A 17,652-nucleotide genomic window follows, 5' to 3' on the forward strand; every position below is an offset into this window, starting at 1 on the left:
AAAACCCCATGCGGGGTGCACTCGCGCGCGCGAGCAGTCAAAATGTGCGGGTGGCACAACCGACGACGCAGCTGAACGCGACCGAGCAGGACACCCTGGTCAAGCAGATCGGACTTGCCCTGCTCCGTGCCGCCCCGCGCGACTGGCGCAAGGTCACCGCGGAGTACCGAGCCGTCGGCAGGTACCACGAGCTGACCGGCGAGATCGTGACCGAGGACGGCACGGTGCACGAGTGGCTCGCCACCCACGACATCGCGACCCTGTTCGGCCGGCTCCGCGGCGGCATGTACCGCGACGGCCGCGGAACGTGGTTCAACGCGCGCTACCAGCTCGACCACCCGTCCAGCTACAACCTCGAGTACAACCGCGACGAGCCGGTGTGGAACCTCGCGCCGCCGCCGCAGGCCTACTCCGACGAGCTGCGGATGTTCCCGCGCACCGAGGACAACGTCCCCGAGTGGCTGATCCGGCGGATGTCCGGGCTCGGCCCGGAGCAGCCGGGGCCGCACTTCCGGATCGCCCGGATCTTCGACACCGTCGGCCCGGCGGGCCGCCCGGTGATCAACCGGCCCGACCTCGAGGTCGACGAGCAGGACCGGCTCCTGGAGTACCTGGAGCACGCCCCGCTGGTGGTCCCCGAGCGCGGCTACGACATCGACCGGCTGGCCGCGACGCCCGAAGCGACCGTCCCGGTCGCCTTCCACAGCGACGGCCAGTGGATCTGGCCCGCCGCCGTCAACTTCTACCTGCACAAGTACGGCGTTTCGCCCGAACCGGACCTGGTCGAGCACGTCCGCGCGGTCGGCTTCACGCTGCCGCCGGTGGACGAACCGACGCTGCAGGCCGCCGCCGCGTACCTCACCCGCGGCAACCAGCCGCCGCCGCAGCAGCAGCGCCCGGCCGGGCCGCCGCCCCAGGGCCTCGCGCCCCAGGGTCCGCCGCCCCAGGGTCCGCCGCCGCAGGGCCTGCCGCCGCAAGGTCCGCCGCCGGGTCCGGTCCAGCAGCAGGCGCCCGCGGGGCCGCCGCCCGTCGCGCCCCCGCCCGCACCGCCGCAGCAACAGCAGCACCAGGAACCGCCGGCACCGGTGGAGGCGCCGCTCGCGGCGCAGTCCCCGGCCGAACCGGAAGCGCCGGCCGAAGAGCACGAATACGCCGAGGACGCCCAGTACGCCGAAGAGGGCTACGACGAGCAGGAGTTCGACGACCGCTTCGCCGAAGAGGACCACCAGTACGGCGAAGAGGAGTACGCGCAGCAGCCCGGGCACGCGGCCGGGACGAACGGCTCCTCGCCGGAGCCGGGCCGGGTGCCCGACCTCGAGGAGACCGCGGAGTACGTCCCCGACCAGCCGATCGGGCAGGAGCAGCCGCCGCGTGACGGCGAGCCGTTCCCGCGTCGCGAAGGCGAGCACGCCGCGTTCCAGGCCCCGCGGGAGGACGAACACGCCTTCCAGGCCGAGGCCGAGGAACCGGCGGGCCACCAGGCGGAGGAGCCGTTCGATTCCGGTCCGGCCGACGAGGCCGGGCACGCCTTCGACACCGGCCAGGCGGACGAACCGGCCCACGCCTTCCAGACCGGGCTGCCGGCACGGCACGACGAGGACCCGTCGCACGCGGCCTTCCAGCCATCGCGCCACGAAGACGAGCACGCCTTCCAGCCCGGACAGCAACCGGACCACGAGGACGAGCACGCTTTCCAGCCCGGGCAGCAACCGCAGCACGACGACGAACCGTCGCACGCCGCCTTCCAGCCGCCGCGCCACGAAGACGAGCGCCCCTTCCAGCCGGCGGCCCGTGCGGAAGACGAGCCGTTCCAGCCGCCCCGGCGGGAGCAGCAGCCGGCGTTCGACCCGGGCCCGCCGACGATGATCACCCAGCCCGAGGTGCCGGGCGTGCTGCCGGTGCCCGAGCCGGCCCCGCAGCCCGCCGCCCAGGCCGAACCGCCCCCGCGTCCGGGCCGCCGGGCGCTGCGCCGCGAGACCCCGGACCACCCGGTGCTCGCCGGCCTGCAGGCCAAGCTGGACGAGCTCGATGTGCCCGAGAGCGGCTACAAGCTGGGCGCCCCGGCCGAGCACGGGTGGAGCGTCGAAGAGGTCGAGGACGGCTGGCGCGTCGGCTGGTACGACGGCAAGCTCAGCAACCCGGCGGTGTTCGGCGACGCCGAAGACGCGGCCGCGTTCATGCTCGGCAAGGTGCTGCTCAACCCGGAGGGCCACCTGCCCGCCGAGGAGCCGCCCGCGCCGGAGCCGGAGCCGGAGCCGGAACCCGAGCCCGAACCGGAACCGGCGCCGCAGCGGGTTGTGGCGACCGTGTCGCCCGAGATCGCGACCGGCTCGTACGCGGTCCGCAAGCCCGAGCCCGTGCCGCCGCAGGAACAGACGGCGTTCACCAGCGCGGAGGAGCTCTTCGGCGACCTGGACGACGACGAGCCGCCGGCCCCGCCGCGCCAGCCCGTCCCGCCCGCGCCGGTGCCCGCCGGGCCGCCGGTGGCCCAGCAGGCGGGTCCGCCGCCCGCGCCCCCGGCGCCGCTGCGGCGTGAACCGCCGTCGGCGCCGACCGTCCTGGCCCCGGTGCCGCAGGGTGCGCCGCCGGTGCCGCCACCTGGCCCGGCCGCGCCGCCCGTGCCGCCGCGCCGGGAGGAACCGGCCCGCCCGGCCGTCAACGGCGGTGGGGGCGGTGGAGGCGGTGGCCAGCAGCAGTGGCCGATCGGCCCGCTGGCCGGCGAGCCGCCGCTGACGCTGTTCCGCGGCAAGGAGCTGCGCGAGCTGCCCGCGGGCAGCGAGCTGGACCGCTTCGGCGGCCCGAACGGAAACCTGACGTATGCGGCGGGCACGCCGTTCGCCGAGCGGTCCCTGGTGCCCGAGTGGGTGAACCGGCCGTACCACGTCTACCGGGTGCAGCGGCCGCTGGAGACGTTGGCCGGCGTCGCCATCCCGTGGTTCAACCAGCCCGGTGGCGGGTCGGCGTACCTGCTGCCGGCGTCGATCGAGGAACTGCTGGCCGAGGGCGATCTCATCGAACTCGACCCGGGCGAACCCCCGATCGACTGAGTTCCGCTTCGAAGGCCCCGGCGCTGCCGGGGCCTTCGTCGTCTCAGCGGATGACCAGCCCGTGGGCGGCGGCGAAGGCGATGGCGGTCTCGACGTCGACCTCGGCGCCCCGCAGATCCGCCTGGACCAGGGCGTTCGCGTCGAGGCGCGCGCCGCGCAGGTCGGCGCCCTCGAGCTTCGCGCCCTGCAGCCGGGCGCCGGTCAGGTCGCTGCCACGCAGGTCGGCGCCGGTGAGGTCGGCTTCGGTCAGGTTGGCTTCCCGCAGCCGCAGGCCGGACAGCCCGAGCCGGCGCAGCCGCGCCTTCGCCAGCGACGCCAGGGAAAGATCGCATTCGGTGAGCGCGATCCCGCCGAACCCGCTGTCGGCGAAGGACGAGCCGAGCAGCGAGCACGACGTCCAGCGGCTTTCGGCGAGCACCGTCCGGTCGAAGGTGCACGAGCGGAAGGCCGAGGCGTCGTGGCGCGAGCGCGAGAGGTCGGCTTTGCCGAACACGCAGTCGTCGAAGGTGCAGCCGCGGGTCCGCAGCCCGCTCAGGTCCGCCCCGGTGAAGTCGCAGCCGGTGAACCGCCGCTTTTCCCACCACTGCCCGGACAACACCGCTTCGCGGTAGTCCTCCCCCGTCTCCAGCACGGGCCCCAGGGTGCCACACCCGCGGCTAGAGCTTCACACCCTGGACGTAGTTCATCGCCTCGACGTACTCGGGCAGCTGCGCGCGGCGTGCCATCTCGGCTTCGTCCAGGTTCTCGAGACGCGTTTGGATCCACCACAGGTTGCCGAAGGGGTCCCGCACCCGGCCGACGCGGTCGCCGAAGAACAGCACGGTCTGCCGGGTGACCTCGGTCGCGCCCGCTTCGACCGCGCGTCGCTGCGCTTCTTCGCTGTCCGGCACGTAAAGCCGCAGGAACGCCGGAGTCTCCGCCCAGCCGTCCGGCGAGTCGAACGCCATTACGACGGCGTCGCCGATGCGCGCCTCGGCGTGCCCGATCCTGCCGTCTTCGCCCACGATCCGGGCGAGTTCTTCGGCGTCGAAAGCGGCCTTCAGGAAGTCGAGCAGACCGGCGGTGTCGCGCCCGATGATCCACGGCGTGACCGTCGTGTAGCCCTCGGGGACCGGGTTGACCATGTTTCCTCCTCGGTTCGTCGCGGCCGACCGTACGATCGAAATAGGCCGGTTCCTGACCGCTGCATACTGGGTTGCATGGGAGTTCCGCTGCGGCCGGTGGCGGCCCGGTCGGTGTACCGCGAATTCGCGCCGCCGCCCGCGATCGCGGACGTCGTCGCGTGCGGCTGGCACGGGCGCACCGGCTGGGCGCGGCCGCTGCGCGTGCTGCCCGACGGCTGCGCGGACCTCGTCTGGGACGGTGCGGCGCTCACCGTGGTCGTCACGGTCGGCGCTCCCCTGCGGCTGTGGGTTCCCGCCTCGGCCACCCGCGTCGGCGTGCGGCTGCGCTGCGGTGCCGCGGCGGCCGTGCTCGGGACGGCCATCCCGGACCTGCCCGCCGTTGTCGGGCTCGGCGAGCTCTGGGGCGCGGACGCCCGGCGCGCCGAAGAACAGCTGGCGGCGGCCGATCCCGTCGCCCAGCGCGGAATCCTCGAAACGCTCGTGGCGCGGCGGAACGCGCAGCCGGATCGGCGGGTGCTCGCCGCCGTGCACGCCCTCGGCGCGACCACCCGCACGTCCGACGTCGCCGTGGGGCTCAGCGAACGCGCGTTGCGGCGGCACTTCGTCCACGCCGTCGGGGCCGGCCCGAAGCAGCTGCACCGCGTCCGCCGGTTCCAGCGGTTCCTGCGTCTCCTCGAGCCACTCGCGGCCGGGCGGGTGTCGCTGGCCGGGGCCGCCGCCGATCTCGGGTACGCCGACCAGTCCCACCTCGGGCGCGAATGCCGCCGCCTCTCCGGTTCTTCGCCCGCCGCGCTCGTGCGGGTGGCCGAAAAGTTCCAGACACCCGCGCCGCCCGCGCGCCATGATCGAGCGCATGTTCCGAGTCACCATCGCCGTGCGCTGTGACGACATCGACGCCAACGGCCACGTCCGCGGCCCGGCCTACCTCGCCTACGCCGACCACGCGCGCTGGGCGTGCCTGCGGGCCGCGGGAATCGACCCGGCCGGGCTGGCCGCGCGCCGGATCGGCCCGGTCAACCTCGAGACGACCGTCCGGTTCCACCGCGAGCTGCCCCCGTCCGGCGAAGTCGCCGTCAGCTGCGATTTCCGTTGGGGCACCGGCAAAACCTCGCGGGTGACGCAGGAGTTCCACACGCCGGACGGCACGCTCGTCGCGTCGGTGACGTCGGTGTCCGGCCTGCTCGACCTCGACCGGCGGCGGCTGCTGCCCGATCCCGGCGCGTACTGGCGGGAGCTGGCCGCGCGCCCCGAGCTGCTCGGCCTCGGCCCGAAAACCGCGTGAGTTCGGCGAAGCCGGTCTCTACGGTGACGAGATGCCCGACCAGCACTACACCGACGCCGGCCTCGCCGCGCTGTACGACGCGATGAACCCGCGGCAGAGCACCGGCGACTTCGCGTTCTACCTGCCGATGATCATGGCCGCCGGGGCCGTCCTCGACGTCGGGTGCGGCACGGGGTCGCTGCTGCACTGGGCGCGCGAATCCGGCCACGAAGGGCGGCTCGTCGGGCTCGACCCGGCCGAGGGCATGCTCGGCCAGGCCCGCCGCCGCGACGATGTCGAGTGGGTGCACGGCGATTTGTCGACTGCGGCCTGGGACAGCGAGTTCGACTTCGCGGTGATGACCGGGCACGCGTTCCAGGTGCTCCTGACCGACGAGGAAGTGCGCACGGCGTTCGCGGCCGTCCGCCGCGCGCTGCGCCCCGGCGGCCGGTTCGGCTTCGAGACGCGCAACCCGGCCGCCCGCGGCTGGGAGCGCTGGACGCCGGCGCAGGTCTGGGAAGCCGGCGACGTGCGGTCGTGGAACGACGCCGGGCCGTTCGAGAACGGGTACGTCCGCTTCACGACGACGTACGAAAGCCCTCGCTGGGAGGCACCGCGATACAGCGAGAGCACGTTGCGCTTCCTCGACGTGCCGGCGCTTTCGCGGTTCATCGAGGAAGCCGGGCTGGTCGTCGACGAGCAGTACGGCTACTGGGACCGCACCCCGGTGACCGGCACGAGCCCCGAGATCATCACGATCGTCCGGCGTCCCCTCACCGGAAGTCCCGCGACTTCGCCTTGATGCGCATCGGCAGCGGCTCGACGCGGTGGGCGAGCACGCTGACCACGCCGTCGGCCTTCTCCACCACCCCGCGGATCAGCAGCGCCGGGCTGCTGCGGGCGACGCGGTGGTAGCGCTGCCACAGGCCGAGCGTGCAGATCACGTTGACCATCCCCGTTTCGTCCTCGATGTTGAGGAAGGTGACGCCGCCCGCGGTCGCCGGGCGCTGCCGGTGCGTGACCGCACCGCCGACCAGCACGCGCGCGCCGTCGTCGAGGTCGGCCAGGCCGCTCGCCGGGACGACGCCGAGCTCGTCGAGGCGGTCGCGGATGAACTCGGTCGGGTAGCTGTCCGGCGACACCCCGGTGGCCCAGACGTCCGCCGCCGCGACGTCGAGCCCGTCCATCCCGGGCAGCACCGGCGCCGGCGCGCCGAGCAGGCCGGGCAGCCGGTCCGGGCGTTCCCCGGCGACCGCACCCGCGGTCCACAGCGCTTGACGGCGATCCCCGCCGAAGCCGGTGAACGCCCCGGCCGTGGCGAGGGCCTCGATCTGCGGCGTGGTCAGCCGCACGCGGCGGGCGACGTCGGCCATGTCGCGGTACTCGCCGTGCTCCGCCCGTTCGGCCACGATCCGTTTCGCGAGGTCCTCCCCGATCTTCCGTACGGTGCTCAGCCCGGTGCGGACGTCGTGGAACTTCCCGGTGCCCGGCTCGAGGGTGGCGTGCGGCAGGCTGCGGTTGATGTCCGGGCCGTGCACGGTGACGCCGTGCCGCCGCGCGTCGGCGACCAGCGACTGCGGCGAGTAGAAGCCCATCGGCTGCGCGCGCAGCAGGCCCGCCAGGAACGCGTCCGGGTGGTAGAACTTGAAGTAGGCACTGGAAAAGACCAGGTGGGCGAAGCTCAGCGCGTGACTCTCCGGGAAGCCGAAGTTCGCGAACGCCTTGAGCTTGCCGAAGATCTTCTGCGCGAGGTCGTCGTCGACGCCGTTCGCGGCGGCGCCTTCGAGGAACCGCTGCCGCAGCCGGTCCATCTTCCGGTCCGACCGCTTCGACCCCATCGCGTGCCGCAGCTGGTCGGCCTCGGCCGCGGTGAAGTTCGCGACGTCCAGGGCGATCTGCATCATCTGTTCCTGGAACAGCGGCACGCCCTTGGTCTTGTGCAACGCTTTTTCCAGCAGCGGGTGGTCGTAGGCCCACTTCTCGCGGCCCTGCTTGCGGCGGATGTACGGGTGCACCGAGCCGCCCTGGATCGGGCCCGGCCGGATCAGCGCGACTTCGACGGCGAGGTCGTAGAACTCCCGGGGTTGCAGCCGCGGCAGCGTCGCCAGCTGGGCGCGGCTCTCCACCTGGAAGACGCCGATCGCGTCGGCGCGGCACAGCATGTCGTAGACCTTTTCGTCGGCGAGGTCGAGCTCGGCGAGGTCGACCGTTTCGTCCTTGTACTCCGCGACGAGGTCGATCATGTAGTGCAGCGCGGACAGCATGCCGAGGCCGAGCAGGTCGAACTTGACCAGCCCGGCGGCGGCGCAGTCCTCCTTCTCCCACTGGATCACGCTGCGGCCGGCCATCCGCGCCCACTCGACCGGCACGACCTGGCTCACCGGCTCGGCGCACATGACCATCCCGCCGGAGTGGATGCCCAGGTGCCGCGGGAAGTCCTCGAGCGCGAAGGCGAGCTGGAGGACTTCGTCCGGGATGTCGTGGTCGTGGTCCTTCTCGGTGTTCTGCAGCGAACCCCAGCGGTCGATCTGCTTGCTCCAGGCGTCCTGCTGGCCCGGCGAGTAGCCCAGCGCGCGGGCGGCGTCGCGGACGGCGGACCGGGCGCGGTAGGTGATCACGTTCGCCACCTGGGCGGTTCTCAGGCGGCCGTGTTTCTCGAAGACGTACTGGATGGCCTCCTCGCGGCGATCGGACTCGATGTCGAGGTCGATGTCGGGGTAGCCGTCCCGGTCCGGGGCGAGGAAGCGCTCGAAGAGCAGTTCGTAGGCGACGGAGTCGACCTTGGTGATGCCGAGCGCGTAGCAGACGGCCGAGTTCGCGGCCGAGCCGCGGCCCTGGCAGAGGATGTCGTGGTCGCGGCAGAACCGGACGATGTCCCAGACGATCAGGAAGTAGCCGGGGAAGCCGAGCTCTTCGATGATGGCGAGTTCGTGCTCGATCTGCTCTTTGGCTTTTTCCTCGTGCGGCTTGCCGGCGAAGCGCTCCTTCGCGCCTTCTTCGGTCAGCTTCCGCAGGTAGGTGGTTTCGGTGTGGCCCTCCGGGACGTCGAACGGCGGCAGCTCGGGGGCGATCAGCTTCAGCGGGAACGCGCATTCCATGCCGAGCAGCGCGCTGCGCCGGACGGCGCCGGGGTACCGCCGGAAGAGGACGTCCATTTCGGCGCCGCTGCGCAGGAACGCCGTCCCGGCGGCGGGCAGCCAGCCCTCGAGTTCGTCGATCCCCCGCCGGGCCCGGATCGCGGCGAGGGCGTCGGCGAGCGGGGCGCGTTCGGGCCGCGCGTAGTGGGCGGCGGTGGTGGCGACGGTCGGCAGGCCGAGCTCGTCCGCGAGCTGCGTCAGGAGGTCGTTGTGGGTGCTGTCGAGCGGCTGCCGGTGGTCGGTGAGCTCGACGTAGACGTTGTCGTGGCCGAAGCGGTCGGTCAGCTCCTTGAGCTTCCGGGCGGCGGCCGCCGGGCCGTGCGTGACGAGGGCTGAGCGCACCGCGCCTTTGCGGCAGCCCGTCAGCACCACGCACTGCCCGGCGACCTCCTCGGCGACCGCACCGAGGTCGTAGCTCGGCCGTCCCTTTTCGGCCTGGTGGTGGATCTGCCCGGCGGTGATGGCGCGGCAGAGGGCCCGGTAGCCCTGGTCGCCGCGGGCGAGCAGGAGGAGGTGCTCGCCTTCCGGGTCGGGCACGCCGTTCTGCGGACTGGGGAGGCCGAAGCTGAGCTCGGTGCCGAAGACGGTGTCGACCCCGAGTTCCCGCGCGGCCTCGGCAAAGCGCACGACCCCGTACATGCCGTCGTGATCGGTGAGCGCGATGGCGTCCAGCTGCAGGCGCGCGGCCTCTTCGACGAGCTCCTCGGGGTGGCTGGCCCCGTCGAGGAAGCTGAAGTTGGAGTGGCAGTGCAGTTCGGCGTAGGGAACGCGGACGGTCTCGGCGCCGTCGTCGTTCCGCCGGGTGGGGAGGTCCTCGGGCCGCCGGTAGCCGTCGCGGTGCCGGCTCCAGGCGGGGCTGTCACCGTGATCGCCGGGCGGGAGCCCGCCGGCGAGGGTCCGGGCGAGGTCCTTCCACCGGACGGGTGGGTTGTTCCAGCCCATTCACCGACTCCCGGGCTGATCACGGCGCCGCTGTTCGTCGCCTTCGGCGGCGCGGCGGCGACGGTGCCAGTTGGTGGGGTGGTTCCAGCGGGAACGGGCTTCGGCTTCGGTCATGGGGGCCGGTTCCGGCTTGCGGTTCGGCTCCGTGCTTTGGCTGCGGCGGTCGGCAGTGGGGTCGGCCCAGCGAACCTCGGCGCCAGTCATCGAGCTGGCGGTTCGATCGCGGCGGTCGGCGGTGGGGTCGGCCCAGCCAACCTCGGCGCCGGTCACCAAGCCCGAGTCGGCGGCTCGATCGCGGCGGTCAGCGGCGGGGTCGGCCCAGCGAACCTCGGCGCCAGTCATCGAGCCCGAGTCCGAGGCTCGATCGCGGCGGTCAGCGGCGGGGTCGGCCCAGCCAACCTCGGCGCCAGTCATCGAGTCTGCGGCTTGATCGCGGCGATCAGCAGTCGGATCGGCGGCGGTCACGCGCCCCGGCGCCCGGCGATCCGCGTTCGTCGGGTGGTTCCAACGCGAGCGGGCCTCGGCGTCGCTCATCCGGCCTGCGTCCGGCTCCGCGGGGCGGGTCCAGCGCAAGCGGACTTCGACCCCGCTCATGCGGCAGCCGTTCTCCCGCGACGGGCGCGGCACCGGGAGCACGATCACCGGGCAGACCCAGTCGTCGTCGGCGGGCGTCACCGGGAGCCGGCCGCGGACCGTCCACCGGTCGGGCATGGCGGCCTGCTCCTCCGACGCGGGCTCGGGGATCTCGCGCAGCCACTCGCGCTCCTCCGAGGTCCCGTCCGGTGTCGCCCCGGGCTCGGCCCGCAGCCAGTCTCGCAGCTTTCGTGCGTAGTCCTCGTCCATGCTCAGTCGTACACTCCCTCGACCATCCACAGTGGATTTTCCGTGCCCGCGCAGTGCACCAGCACCGCTTCGGGCGGTCCGTCGCCTTCGCCGGCCAGCACGAGCTGCAGCCGCGCCCGTCGCGGGCCCGGCCGCCGTCGGTCGCCCGCCAGCGGCCACGGCCCCGCCCACGCCACGATCTCCCGTCCCGCCGCGCCGGCGATGCTGAGCCGCCGCGGCGTCGACGTCAGCTGGTCACGAGCGGTGATCCCGACCGCCCGGCCGTCGTCGTCGAAGATCTGCGCCGGCACCGGACGGGCGAGGACCGTCGCCGGCGACGGGGACGGCAGCCGCCCCGGCCAGGTCGCCTCCGGCGGCGTCGTCCGCTCGCGCGGGTCGCCCCACGGCACCAGCCGGACCCGGCCCGCGGGGTCGCGGCCGCCGTCGAGCATCGGCGTGACCACGCTTTCGGGCCCGAGCAGGCCCTGGACCCGCACGAACGCCCGGGCCGCCCGCTCGTCGGCCTCGTCCGGACCGCCGTTGCGCCAGAGGTCGAGCTGCAGCGACCGCCCTTCGACGACCTCTTCGGGTTCCAGCCGCAGCCGCACCACACCGGACGTCGGACGTTGTCCGGGTGCGGCGCGGAGCCAGCCCTCGAACTGCCAGCGCACGCGGTCGGCCACGCCGGCGGGCGTCAGCGGTTCGGCGCACCGCCACGCCCGCCCGAGGTGTTCGCCTTCGTCGGTGACGGCGTAGATGCCGAGCCGCGTGCAGGCGAGGCCGTGCCCGGCGAGGGCCGCGCAGAACCGCGTCGCGAGCCCCTTGGCCAGGAACGCGGCGACGTCGACGCGTTCGACGACGGGGTCGAATTCCTCGGCGAGGGAAAGTTCGGGCGGTGGCCGCCGACGCAGCGGAGGCCGTTCGGAACGGCCGCGCGCCAACCGGTGCGCGAGCAGCCCGGCCGCACCGAAGCGGTTGGCGACGTCCCGTTCCGGCAAGGCGGCGAACGCCCCGAGCGTCTTCAGCCCGAGCCGCCGCAGCAGGTCGACGAGCTCCGCACGGTCGGCACCGGGCTGGTCGAGTTCGGTGACCGGAAGCGGAGCGAGGAACTCGGCGGCCCGCCGGGGCGCGACGAACTCCCCGCACCGCGCGGCGAGCGTCGCGGCGAAGAGCCCCTCGGCCACCCCGACCTGACACTCGACCCCGGCCGCGGCGGCGACCTCGTCGAGAAGCCGTTCGACGAGCGCGTGTTCCCCGCCGAAGTAGGAGGCGGCACCGTCGACGGGAACGGCGACGAGCCCGGGCCGCACGACCTCGACCCCGACGACAAGCCCTTCGACCACTCGCGCGACGCCTTCGAAGAGCCGGGCGTCCCGCCCATCATCGGCGGCGAAGACGGCGAGTTCGGGACAGTTCGATTGGGCATCCCGCCGCCGCATCCCCCGCCGCACGCCACTCCGCCGGGCAACGGCGTTGCAGGCAACGACCCGGTTGGCACTGAAGACGCCAACGGGCCGGTCGGCGGCAACCCTGTTGAGGGCGGCAGCCGCGACGGCGGGCCAGTCCGGGCACCACAGGACGAGCATCCGGGCAGGGGTGTCGGTCGTGCCGCGTTGGGCTGGGACGGTCATGTGCCCTCCCGGTCCCGGCCACCGCGCGCAGCCGGGCGCGGGTGAAGGAGCGGTCGACTCCCGTGATTGAAGGGTCGACTCGCGTGATTGGAGAGTCGACTCGCGTGATTGAAGGGTCGACTCCCGTGATTGGAGAGTCGACTCCCGTGATTGAAGGGTCGACTCGCGTGATTGGAGAGTCGACTCGCGTGATTGGAGAGTCGACTCGCGTGATTGGAGAGTCGACTCGCGTGATTGGAGAGTCGACTCGCGTGATTGGAGAGTCGACTCGGGTGCGCGGTAGGGCGAGCCGAAGTGCCAAGCGGTCGCCTCGTGTATTCGAAGGGGCGACACGCGTGACTGGAGGGGCGACACGCGTGATTGGAGGGTCGACACGGTGTGGGGCGCTGGGGTGGGGTCATGCCGTGGCCTCGCGGAGCGAGGGCGCGGGGAGCGCGGGGGTGACCTGGCCTGCGGAGTCCGGGAGATGGAGCTCGGTGGTGGTCGGGCGGGCCGCCGCGCCACGGCCGTGGGCTCGGACCCGCGCCCGGCGGGACTCGAGGTGGCCGTAGCCCTGGGACGGACCCGACCAGGCCTCACGACGGCACGACAGCTCCACGTCCGCGCCCGGCCACGCGCCCGCTGCCAGCAGCACCGCGCCGCGGTGACGGGCGCGGGCCGACAGCCGCCGCGCCATGGCCGGCTGGAGCGTCTCGGGCTGGACCGCCACCACGTCGACGCCGTCCAGCAACGCCGCCACCACCGCCGGAAGGTCCGCTCCCGGGTGTGGGACCAGCGCCAGCCGGGTCAGGTCCACGCCGTACTCGGCCGCCGCCGCCAGCCCCAGCGACGGCATGCCGACCACGGCCGCCCACGACCCGGCGGCGCCGGCCCCCGCCAGCAACGCCAGCAGCAGTGACGTCCCCCCGTGGACCGCCACCGTGCTCCCGCGCCGGAGCCCGGCTTCGGGCAGCAGCCGGGCGAGCGCCGGGACGACCGGGAGCACCCTTCCCGCCGCCCTGGCGCGCTCGGCCCGGGCCCCCACCCGGCTCGCCGTGCTGACCCCGGGCAGGGCCGCCAGCCGGGCCACCGGCGGCTCCACCACAGCAGTCACCGCACGCACCTCCCCACCACGGACTGGGCCGGCCGTCGGGCCTCTCCCAAGAACACGACCGACGGCACTGGTTCGCCGCGGGGAAGGCGGCGGTTCTAGGTCGAACAGGTGTTCGACCTAGAACCAGTCAACCGCGAACCACCGGAGGTGTCAAGTCACCCACTCGTGGCCTACGCGGCCTGGAAAAGCCAGCGCGCAGGAGGGCCACAAACACTCGGGCGGCCACCTCGTCCCCAGGCGACGTGCGCGGAATCCCGGCCCGGCCGCCGCGCGGGTTCACCCCGCCACGGTAATGAAGTTGCCCGCACCCCGGCCGGTCACTAGACACACGAGCGTGGAGCCCATCGACGCCCGCCCCGAAGACGTCCCGGAACTGCTGGTCCTGCAGCGCTGCTGCTGGGTCCAGGAAGCAGTCCTCAACGACACCCTCGACATCCCCGCGCTGCACGAGACCCTCGAAGACGTGCGCGACTGGACGAAGACGTGGTCGGTGTGGGTGCTCCGGGCCGACCACCGGCTGGTCGGCGCCGTCCGCGCCCGGCTCGACGGCGACAGCTGGGAAATCGGCAGGCTGATGGTCGCGCCGGACCTCGCCGGGCGCGGGTTCGGCAGGCGGCTGCTCGCCCACGCCGAAGCGCACGCGCCCGCCGGAACCCGCCGGTTCGCCCTCTTCACCGGCGCGCGCAGCGCCCGCAACATCGCGCTGTACCAGCGGGCCGGCTACCGGCTCACCGAGGCGCCCGCGGCCTCCGGCCACATCCGCGGCGCGGTCTACCTGGAGAAGGACGTCACGCTGCGCGAAAAACCCGGTCCGGCCGCCTGACGCTGCGGCGTCAGGCTAGATTCCCCGGTGGACTTCGGGGGTGACGATGACCGGACCGCGGAGACGGCCGAAGCTGGCGATCGTCGGTGTGCTGGTGGCGGCGGCCGCGACGGCCTGCGGGGTGCCCGGGGCCACGGCCGCGGCCCCGGCACCGACGACCATCGGCGCGGAGTGGCGCTCGTTCCGCGCCGACGTCACCGGCATCCGCCCCGGCTCCGACGACCACAGCCTCCTCGTGCAGATCGCTCTGCCCGGCAAGGACCCCGGCTGCGTCCGGGAACCGCGGATCGAACAGGTCGTGGAGGGCAAGACCGACATCCGTGCCGACGTCGTCTACTCGACCCGTCCCGCGGCGGGCGGCTGCCAGGACAAGGTGTCCGGACAGCTGCGGCTGACGACGGCGGAGCCGATCGCGGACCGGACGGTCATCCTCAACGCCGACACCGGCAACGCCTGGCACAAGCTCGGCGCGGGCTGGAGCCACTGCGACAGCCGGGGCACCTGCGCCCCGCCCGCCGACCACTGCGACCCCGCGTGGATCGGCGCCGCGGTGTCCGCCGCCGGCGCCGACAGCCCGGGCACCACCCGCGCCTGCGACCCGGCCTGGCTGGTCCTGGACCTGCGGAAGCACCAGGGCGAGCCGCCGTCCCGCACCGCGTTCCGCTGGAGCGACGCGGGGTGGACGTCGTTCACGCAGGCGCGGACCGCCGGCTGCGCGGAAATCCTGGCCGCCGAACGGAAGTTCCCGGTCGCGCTCTGCCGGACGCTGCCCGCGCCCGCCTAACGCGGCAGCTTTTTCACGACCTCCGCGGCCACCGCCTGCACGGCGGCGTCGGTCTCTTCCTGCGGCATCGGCGAGTTCGAGAAGAACCCCTTGTCCCAGCCGGACACTTCCACCGTGACGACGTTCGTCCCCTTCAGCACGTGCACCTCGGCGCCGCTGAACGCGCTCTTCGTGACCAGGTGGACGAGCGCCGCCTTCTCGCCGAGGCCGCGCACCTCGATCGGGGCCGTTTCCGGCCGCGTCGGCATGAAGTTGTCCCTCGCCTGTTGCCGCGCGCCTGCTCCGGAGTACTCGACGACCCGGACGCTCATGGTGGCGTCGCGGACGTTCTCGCCGGGTCCCGGCTTGAACCCGCAGCCGACCTGCTTCAGCCCGGGCAGCGGCGACGACGTGCTGACCGGGCTGGTGCCGGCGAAGCTCGGGAAACCCGCCTTGTCCAGCACCGCCGCCGGGACCTGGCACTCGGCGGGCACCGGCGCCGAGGACGGTGCCGCGCCGGTGCTCGCGAAGTAGTCGCTCGCGAAGATGCCGAGCGGGATGCCCGCGCCGAGCAGCACCACGACACCGCCGACGATCCCCAGGATCAGCCCGGTCCGCTTCTTCTTCGGCGGCGGCACCGGCGCGCCGTACCCGGCGGGCGGGTAGCCGGGCGGCGGGTAGCCCGGTGGCGGATACCCGGGCTGCGGCGGATAACCCGGCTGCGGCGGGTACCCGGGCTGCTGCGGGTGGCCCGGGTACCCCTGCTGACCTCGGCCGTACGGCGGTTGCTGCATCGAGCCCTCCCTCTCGAAGCGCGGGTCAGTGCGCGAAGTGCCGCGTCCCCGTCAGGTACATGGTGACGCCCGCCTTCTCCGCGGCCGCGATGACCTCGGCGTCGCGGACCGAGCCGCCGGGCTGCACGATCGCGCGGACCCCCGCCTCGACCAGCACCTCCAGGCCGTCCGGGAACGGGAAGAACGCGTCCGACGCGCCGACCGAACCCTTGGCCCGCTCACCCGCGCGGGCGACCGCGAGCCGCGACGAGTCGACCCGGTTGACCTGGCCCATGCCGACGCCGACGGTGGCGCCGTCGGCGGCCAGCAGGATCGCGTTCGACTTGACCGCGCGCAGCGAGCGCCACGCGAACTCGAGGTCGCGCAGCGTCTGCTCGTCGGCCGCGGTGCCGGTGGCGAGCGTCCAGTTCGCCGGGTCGTCCCCGTCGGCGTCGATCGCGTCGGCGGTCTGCAGCAGGACGCCGCCGGAGATCGGGCGGAACTCGATCGGCGACGCCGGGGCCGCGGGCAGCTTCAGCAGCCGCACGTTCTTCTTGCGCTGCAGGATTTCCAGCGCTTCGGCGTCGAAGTCCGGGGCCAGCACGACCTCGGTGAAGACCTCGGCGATCTGCTCGGCGGCCTCGCGGCTGACCGGCCGGTTCGTCGCGATGACGCCGCCGTAGGCCGAAACCGGGTCGCAGGCGTGGGCCTTCCGGTGGGCCTCGGCGACGTCCGCGCCGACCGCGATGCCACACGGGTTGGCGTGCTTGATGATCGCGACGGCGGGCTCGCTGAAGTCGTACGCGGCGCGGCGCGCGGCGTCGGTGTCGACGTAGTTGTTGTACGACATGGCCTTGCCGTGCAGCTGCTCGGCGTGGGCCAGGCCGGGCCGCTCGCTCTTGTACAGCGCGGCCTTCTGGTGCGGGTTCTCGCCGTAGCGCAGGACGTCGGCGCGTTCCCAGGTGGCGCCGAGGAAGTCCGGGAAGCCGGCGTCGGCAGCGGCCTCGTCGGGGGCGTACGCGCTGGCGAACCACGAAGCGACAGCGGTGTCGTACGCCGCCGTGTGCGCGTACGCCCGGGCCGCGAGGCGCTTGCGGTCTTCGAGGTCGAAGCCGCCTTCGGCGACGCGCTCGAGCACCCAGCCGTAGCGGGCCGGGTCGACGACGACCGCGACGCTGCCGTGGTTCTTCGCCGCCGCGCGGACCATCGCCGGGCCGCCGATGTCGATGTTCTCGACGCAGTCCTCGAAGCTCGCGCCGGAGGCGACGGTCTGCGCGAACGGGTACAGGTTCACGACCAGCAGGTCGAACGCCGCGATGTCGAGCTTGCGCAGCTGCTCGACGTGGTCGGGGTTGCCCTGGTCGGCCAGCAGGCCGGCGTGCACGTTCGGGTGCAGCGTCTTCACCCGGCCGTCCAGCGACTCCGGGAAGCCGGTGACCTGCTCGACCGGCGTGACCGGGACGCCGGCGTCGGCGATGGCCTTCGCCGTCCCGCCGGTGGAGACGATCTCGACGCCGGCCGCGTGCAGGCCGGTCGCGAGGTCCAGGAGGCCCGCCTTGTCCGAGACGCCGATCAGCGCCCGGCGGACCGGGCGCCGTCCCAGGTCAGTGCTCACGAAATGTCACCTTTCGTCCGTCCACGGTGCAGCCACCGCGGCCGAGTCGCTCGATCGTTTCCACCAGCAGCCTGCGTTCGACGGCCTTGATCCGTTCGTGCAGGACGTTTTCGTCGTCGTCGCTTTCCACGACGACCGCCTCCTGGGCGATGATCGGCCCGGTGTCGACCCCGGCGTCCGCGAAGTGCACGGTCGAGCCGGTGACCTTGACGCCGGCGGCGAGCGCGTCGCGGACCGCGTGCATCCCGGGGAAGGACGGCAGCAGCGCCGGGTGCGTGTTGATCACCGTGAACCGGCCGAGGAACTCACTCCCGAGGATCTTCATGAACCCGGCCGAGACGACCAGGTCGGGCCGGTACGCGGCGACGGCCTCGGTCAGCGCCTTGTCCCACGCGGCGCGGTCGGGGTAGTCGGCGACGCGGACGGTGAACGACGGGATGCTGAGGCGCTCGGCGCGGGAGAGGGCTTCGATGCCGGTCCGGTCGGTGCCGACGGCGACGACCTTGGCCGGGAAGCCGGACCGCCCGGTGGCGTCCAGCACCGCCTGCAGCAGGGTGCCGGAGCCCGACGCGAGCACGACGAGCTTCACCGGGGTGGGCAGGTCCAACCGTTGAGACAGAG

General features: G+C 73.4%; 15 protein-coding genes. 6 read left to right on the top strand and 9 right to left on the bottom strand.

Translation table 11 applies throughout. The annotated features are described in order from the left end of the window. Positions 1-44: 44 nt before the first annotated feature. Positions 45-3,047 (top strand): glycohydrolase toxin TNT-related protein, encoded by a 3,003-nt coding sequence (locus tag ACLJOU_RS20505; protein ID WP_410569249.1) that lies wholly within the window; start codon positions 45-47, stop codon positions 3,045-3,047. A 43-nt stretch (positions 3,048-3,090) separates the two neighbouring features. Here the strand turns inward: ACLJOU_RS20505 and ACLJOU_RS20510 are convergent, their stop codons facing one another. Continuing rightward, positions 3,091-3,678 carry a pentapeptide repeat-containing protein gene (locus ACLJOU_RS20510; protein WP_410569250.1) on the bottom strand — a complete coding sequence of 196 codons (588 nt, stop codon included), beginning with the start codon at positions 3,676-3,678 and terminating at the stop codon, positions 3,091-3,093. Positions 3,679-3,703: 25 nt separating this feature from the next. Beyond that, positions 3,704-4,171: a VOC family protein gene (locus ACLJOU_RS20515; RefSeq protein ID WP_410569251.1), complete on the bottom strand. Its 468-nt coding sequence runs from the start codon at positions 4,169-4,171 to the stop codon at positions 3,704-3,706. A gap of 75 nt (positions 4,172-4,246) precedes the next feature. Between ACLJOU_RS20515 and ACLJOU_RS20520 the strand changes: the two genes are divergently transcribed. From ACLJOU_RS20520 to ACLJOU_RS20530, 3 genes are read left to right on the top strand one after another with little or no spacing between them, the layout of a single operon-like run. After that, positions 4,247-5,056, top strand: coding sequence for a helix-turn-helix domain-containing protein (locus tag ACLJOU_RS20520; protein ID WP_410569252.1), 810 nt, complete (start codon positions 4,247-4,249; stop codon positions 5,054-5,056). Then, positions 5,025-5,453, top strand: a complete 429-nt coding sequence (locus tag ACLJOU_RS20525; RefSeq protein WP_410569253.1) for an acyl-CoA thioesterase — start codon at positions 5,025-5,027, stop codon at positions 5,451-5,453. Before ACLJOU_RS20520 ends, ACLJOU_RS20525 begins: the two co-directional genes overlap by 32 nt. A gap of 31 nt (positions 5,454-5,484) precedes the next feature. Continuing rightward, the gene (locus tag ACLJOU_RS20530; RefSeq protein WP_410569254.1) at positions 5,485-6,234 is read left to right on the top strand and encodes a class I SAM-dependent methyltransferase; all 750 of its coding nucleotides are present in this window, start codon (positions 5,485-5,487) and stop codon (positions 6,232-6,234) included. Here the strand turns inward: ACLJOU_RS20530 and ACLJOU_RS20535 are convergent. From ACLJOU_RS20535 to ACLJOU_RS20550, 4 genes are all read right to left on the bottom strand, one after another. Further along, entirely contained in the window at positions 6,206-9,511 is a 3,306-nt protein-coding gene (locus ACLJOU_RS20535) for an error-prone DNA polymerase (protein WP_410569255.1), read from the bottom strand. The genes ACLJOU_RS20530 and ACLJOU_RS20535 overlap by 29 nt on opposite strands. Next, entirely contained in the window at positions 9,512-10,354 is an 843-nt protein-coding gene (locus ACLJOU_RS20540; RefSeq protein WP_410569256.1) for a hypothetical protein, read from the bottom strand. 2 nt (positions 10,355-10,356) lie between these two features. After that, positions 10,357-11,919, bottom strand: a complete 1,563-nt coding sequence (locus ACLJOU_RS20545; protein ID WP_410569335.1) for a DNA polymerase Y family protein — start codon at positions 11,917-11,919, stop codon at positions 10,357-10,359. A 442-nt stretch (positions 11,920-12,361) separates the two neighbouring features. After that, positions 12,362-13,057, bottom strand: coding sequence for a hypothetical protein (locus ACLJOU_RS20550; RefSeq protein WP_410569257.1), 696 nt, complete (start codon positions 13,055-13,057; stop codon positions 12,362-12,364). A gap of 334 nt (positions 13,058-13,391) precedes the next feature. Here ACLJOU_RS20550 and ACLJOU_RS20555 point away from each other — a divergent pair, with 334 nt between their 5' ends. Together ACLJOU_RS20555 and ACLJOU_RS20560 are read left to right on the top strand one after the other, a co-directional pair. Continuing rightward, positions 13,392-13,880 carry a GNAT family N-acetyltransferase gene (locus ACLJOU_RS20555; RefSeq protein WP_410569258.1) on the top strand — a complete coding sequence of 163 codons (489 nt, stop codon included), beginning with the start codon at positions 13,392-13,394 and terminating at the stop codon, positions 13,878-13,880. A 46-nt stretch (positions 13,881-13,926) separates the two neighbouring features. Continuing rightward, positions 13,927-14,664, top strand: a complete 738-nt coding sequence (locus ACLJOU_RS20560; RefSeq protein WP_410569259.1) for a hypothetical protein — start codon at positions 13,927-13,929, stop codon at positions 14,662-14,664. On the opposite strand, the gene ACLJOU_RS20565 is transcribed toward ACLJOU_RS20560, so the two are convergent. Genes ACLJOU_RS20565 through purN form a run of 3 tightly spaced genes read right to left on the bottom strand, consistent with a single transcriptional unit; the run spans position 14,661 to position 17,638 of the window. Next, positions 14,661-15,437, bottom strand: a complete 777-nt coding sequence (locus ACLJOU_RS20565; protein WP_410569260.1) for a hypothetical protein — start codon at positions 15,435-15,437, stop codon at positions 14,661-14,663. The two genes, ACLJOU_RS20560 and ACLJOU_RS20565, sit on opposite strands and share 4 nt — an antisense overlap. Positions 15,438-15,462: 25 nt before the next feature. Then, positions 15,463-17,031, bottom strand: coding sequence for a bifunctional phosphoribosylaminoimidazolecarboxamide formyltransferase/IMP cyclohydrolase (gene purH, locus ACLJOU_RS20570; protein ID WP_410569261.1), 1,569 nt, complete (start codon positions 17,029-17,031; stop codon positions 15,463-15,465). Then, positions 17,021-17,638, bottom strand: a complete 618-nt coding sequence (gene purN, locus ACLJOU_RS20575) for a phosphoribosylglycinamide formyltransferase (protein WP_410569262.1) — start codon at positions 17,636-17,638, stop codon at positions 17,021-17,023. Before purN ends, purH begins: the two co-directional genes overlap by 11 nt. Between the last annotated feature and the right edge of the window lie 14 nt (positions 17,639-17,652).

It is taken from the genome of Amycolatopsis sp. cmx-4-61 (assembly GCF_046548775.1).
In the GTDB taxonomy this organism is placed as follows: domain Bacteria; phylum Actinomycetota; class Actinomycetes; order Mycobacteriales; family Pseudonocardiaceae; genus Amycolatopsis.

Coding starts and splice junctions, on each gene's coding strand:
- ACLJOU_RS20530 (WP_410569254.1), top strand. CDS start 5,485: ATGCCCGACCAGCACTACACCGACGCCGGCCTCGCCGCGCTGTACGAC.
- ACLJOU_RS20520 (WP_410569252.1), top strand. CDS start 4,247: ATGGGAGTTCCGCTGCGGCCGGTGGCGGCCCGGTCGGTGTACCGCGAA.
- ACLJOU_RS20565 (WP_410569260.1), bottom strand. CDS start 15,437: ATGCAGCAACCGCCGTACGGCCGAGGTCAGCAGGGGTACCCGGGCCAC.
- ACLJOU_RS20545 (WP_410569335.1), bottom strand. CDS start 11,919: ATGCTCGTCCTGTGGTGCCCGGACTGGCCCGCCGTCGCGGCTGCCGCC.
- ACLJOU_RS20525 (WP_410569253.1), top strand. CDS start 5,025: ATGTTCCGAGTCACCATCGCCGTGCGCTGTGACGACATCGACGCCAAC.
- ACLJOU_RS20560 (WP_410569259.1), top strand. CDS start 13,927: ATGACCGGACCGCGGAGACGGCCGAAGCTGGCGATCGTCGGTGTGCTG.
- ACLJOU_RS20515 (WP_410569251.1), bottom strand. CDS start 4,171: ATGGTCAACCCGGTCCCCGAGGGCTACACGACGGTCACGCCGTGGATC.
- ACLJOU_RS20535 (WP_410569255.1), bottom strand. CDS start 9,511: ATGGGCTGGAACAACCCACCCGTCCGGTGGAAGGACCTCGCCCGGACC.
- ACLJOU_RS20540 (WP_410569256.1), bottom strand. CDS start 10,354: ATGGACGAGGACTACGCACGAAAGCTGCGAGACTGGCTGCGGGCCGAG.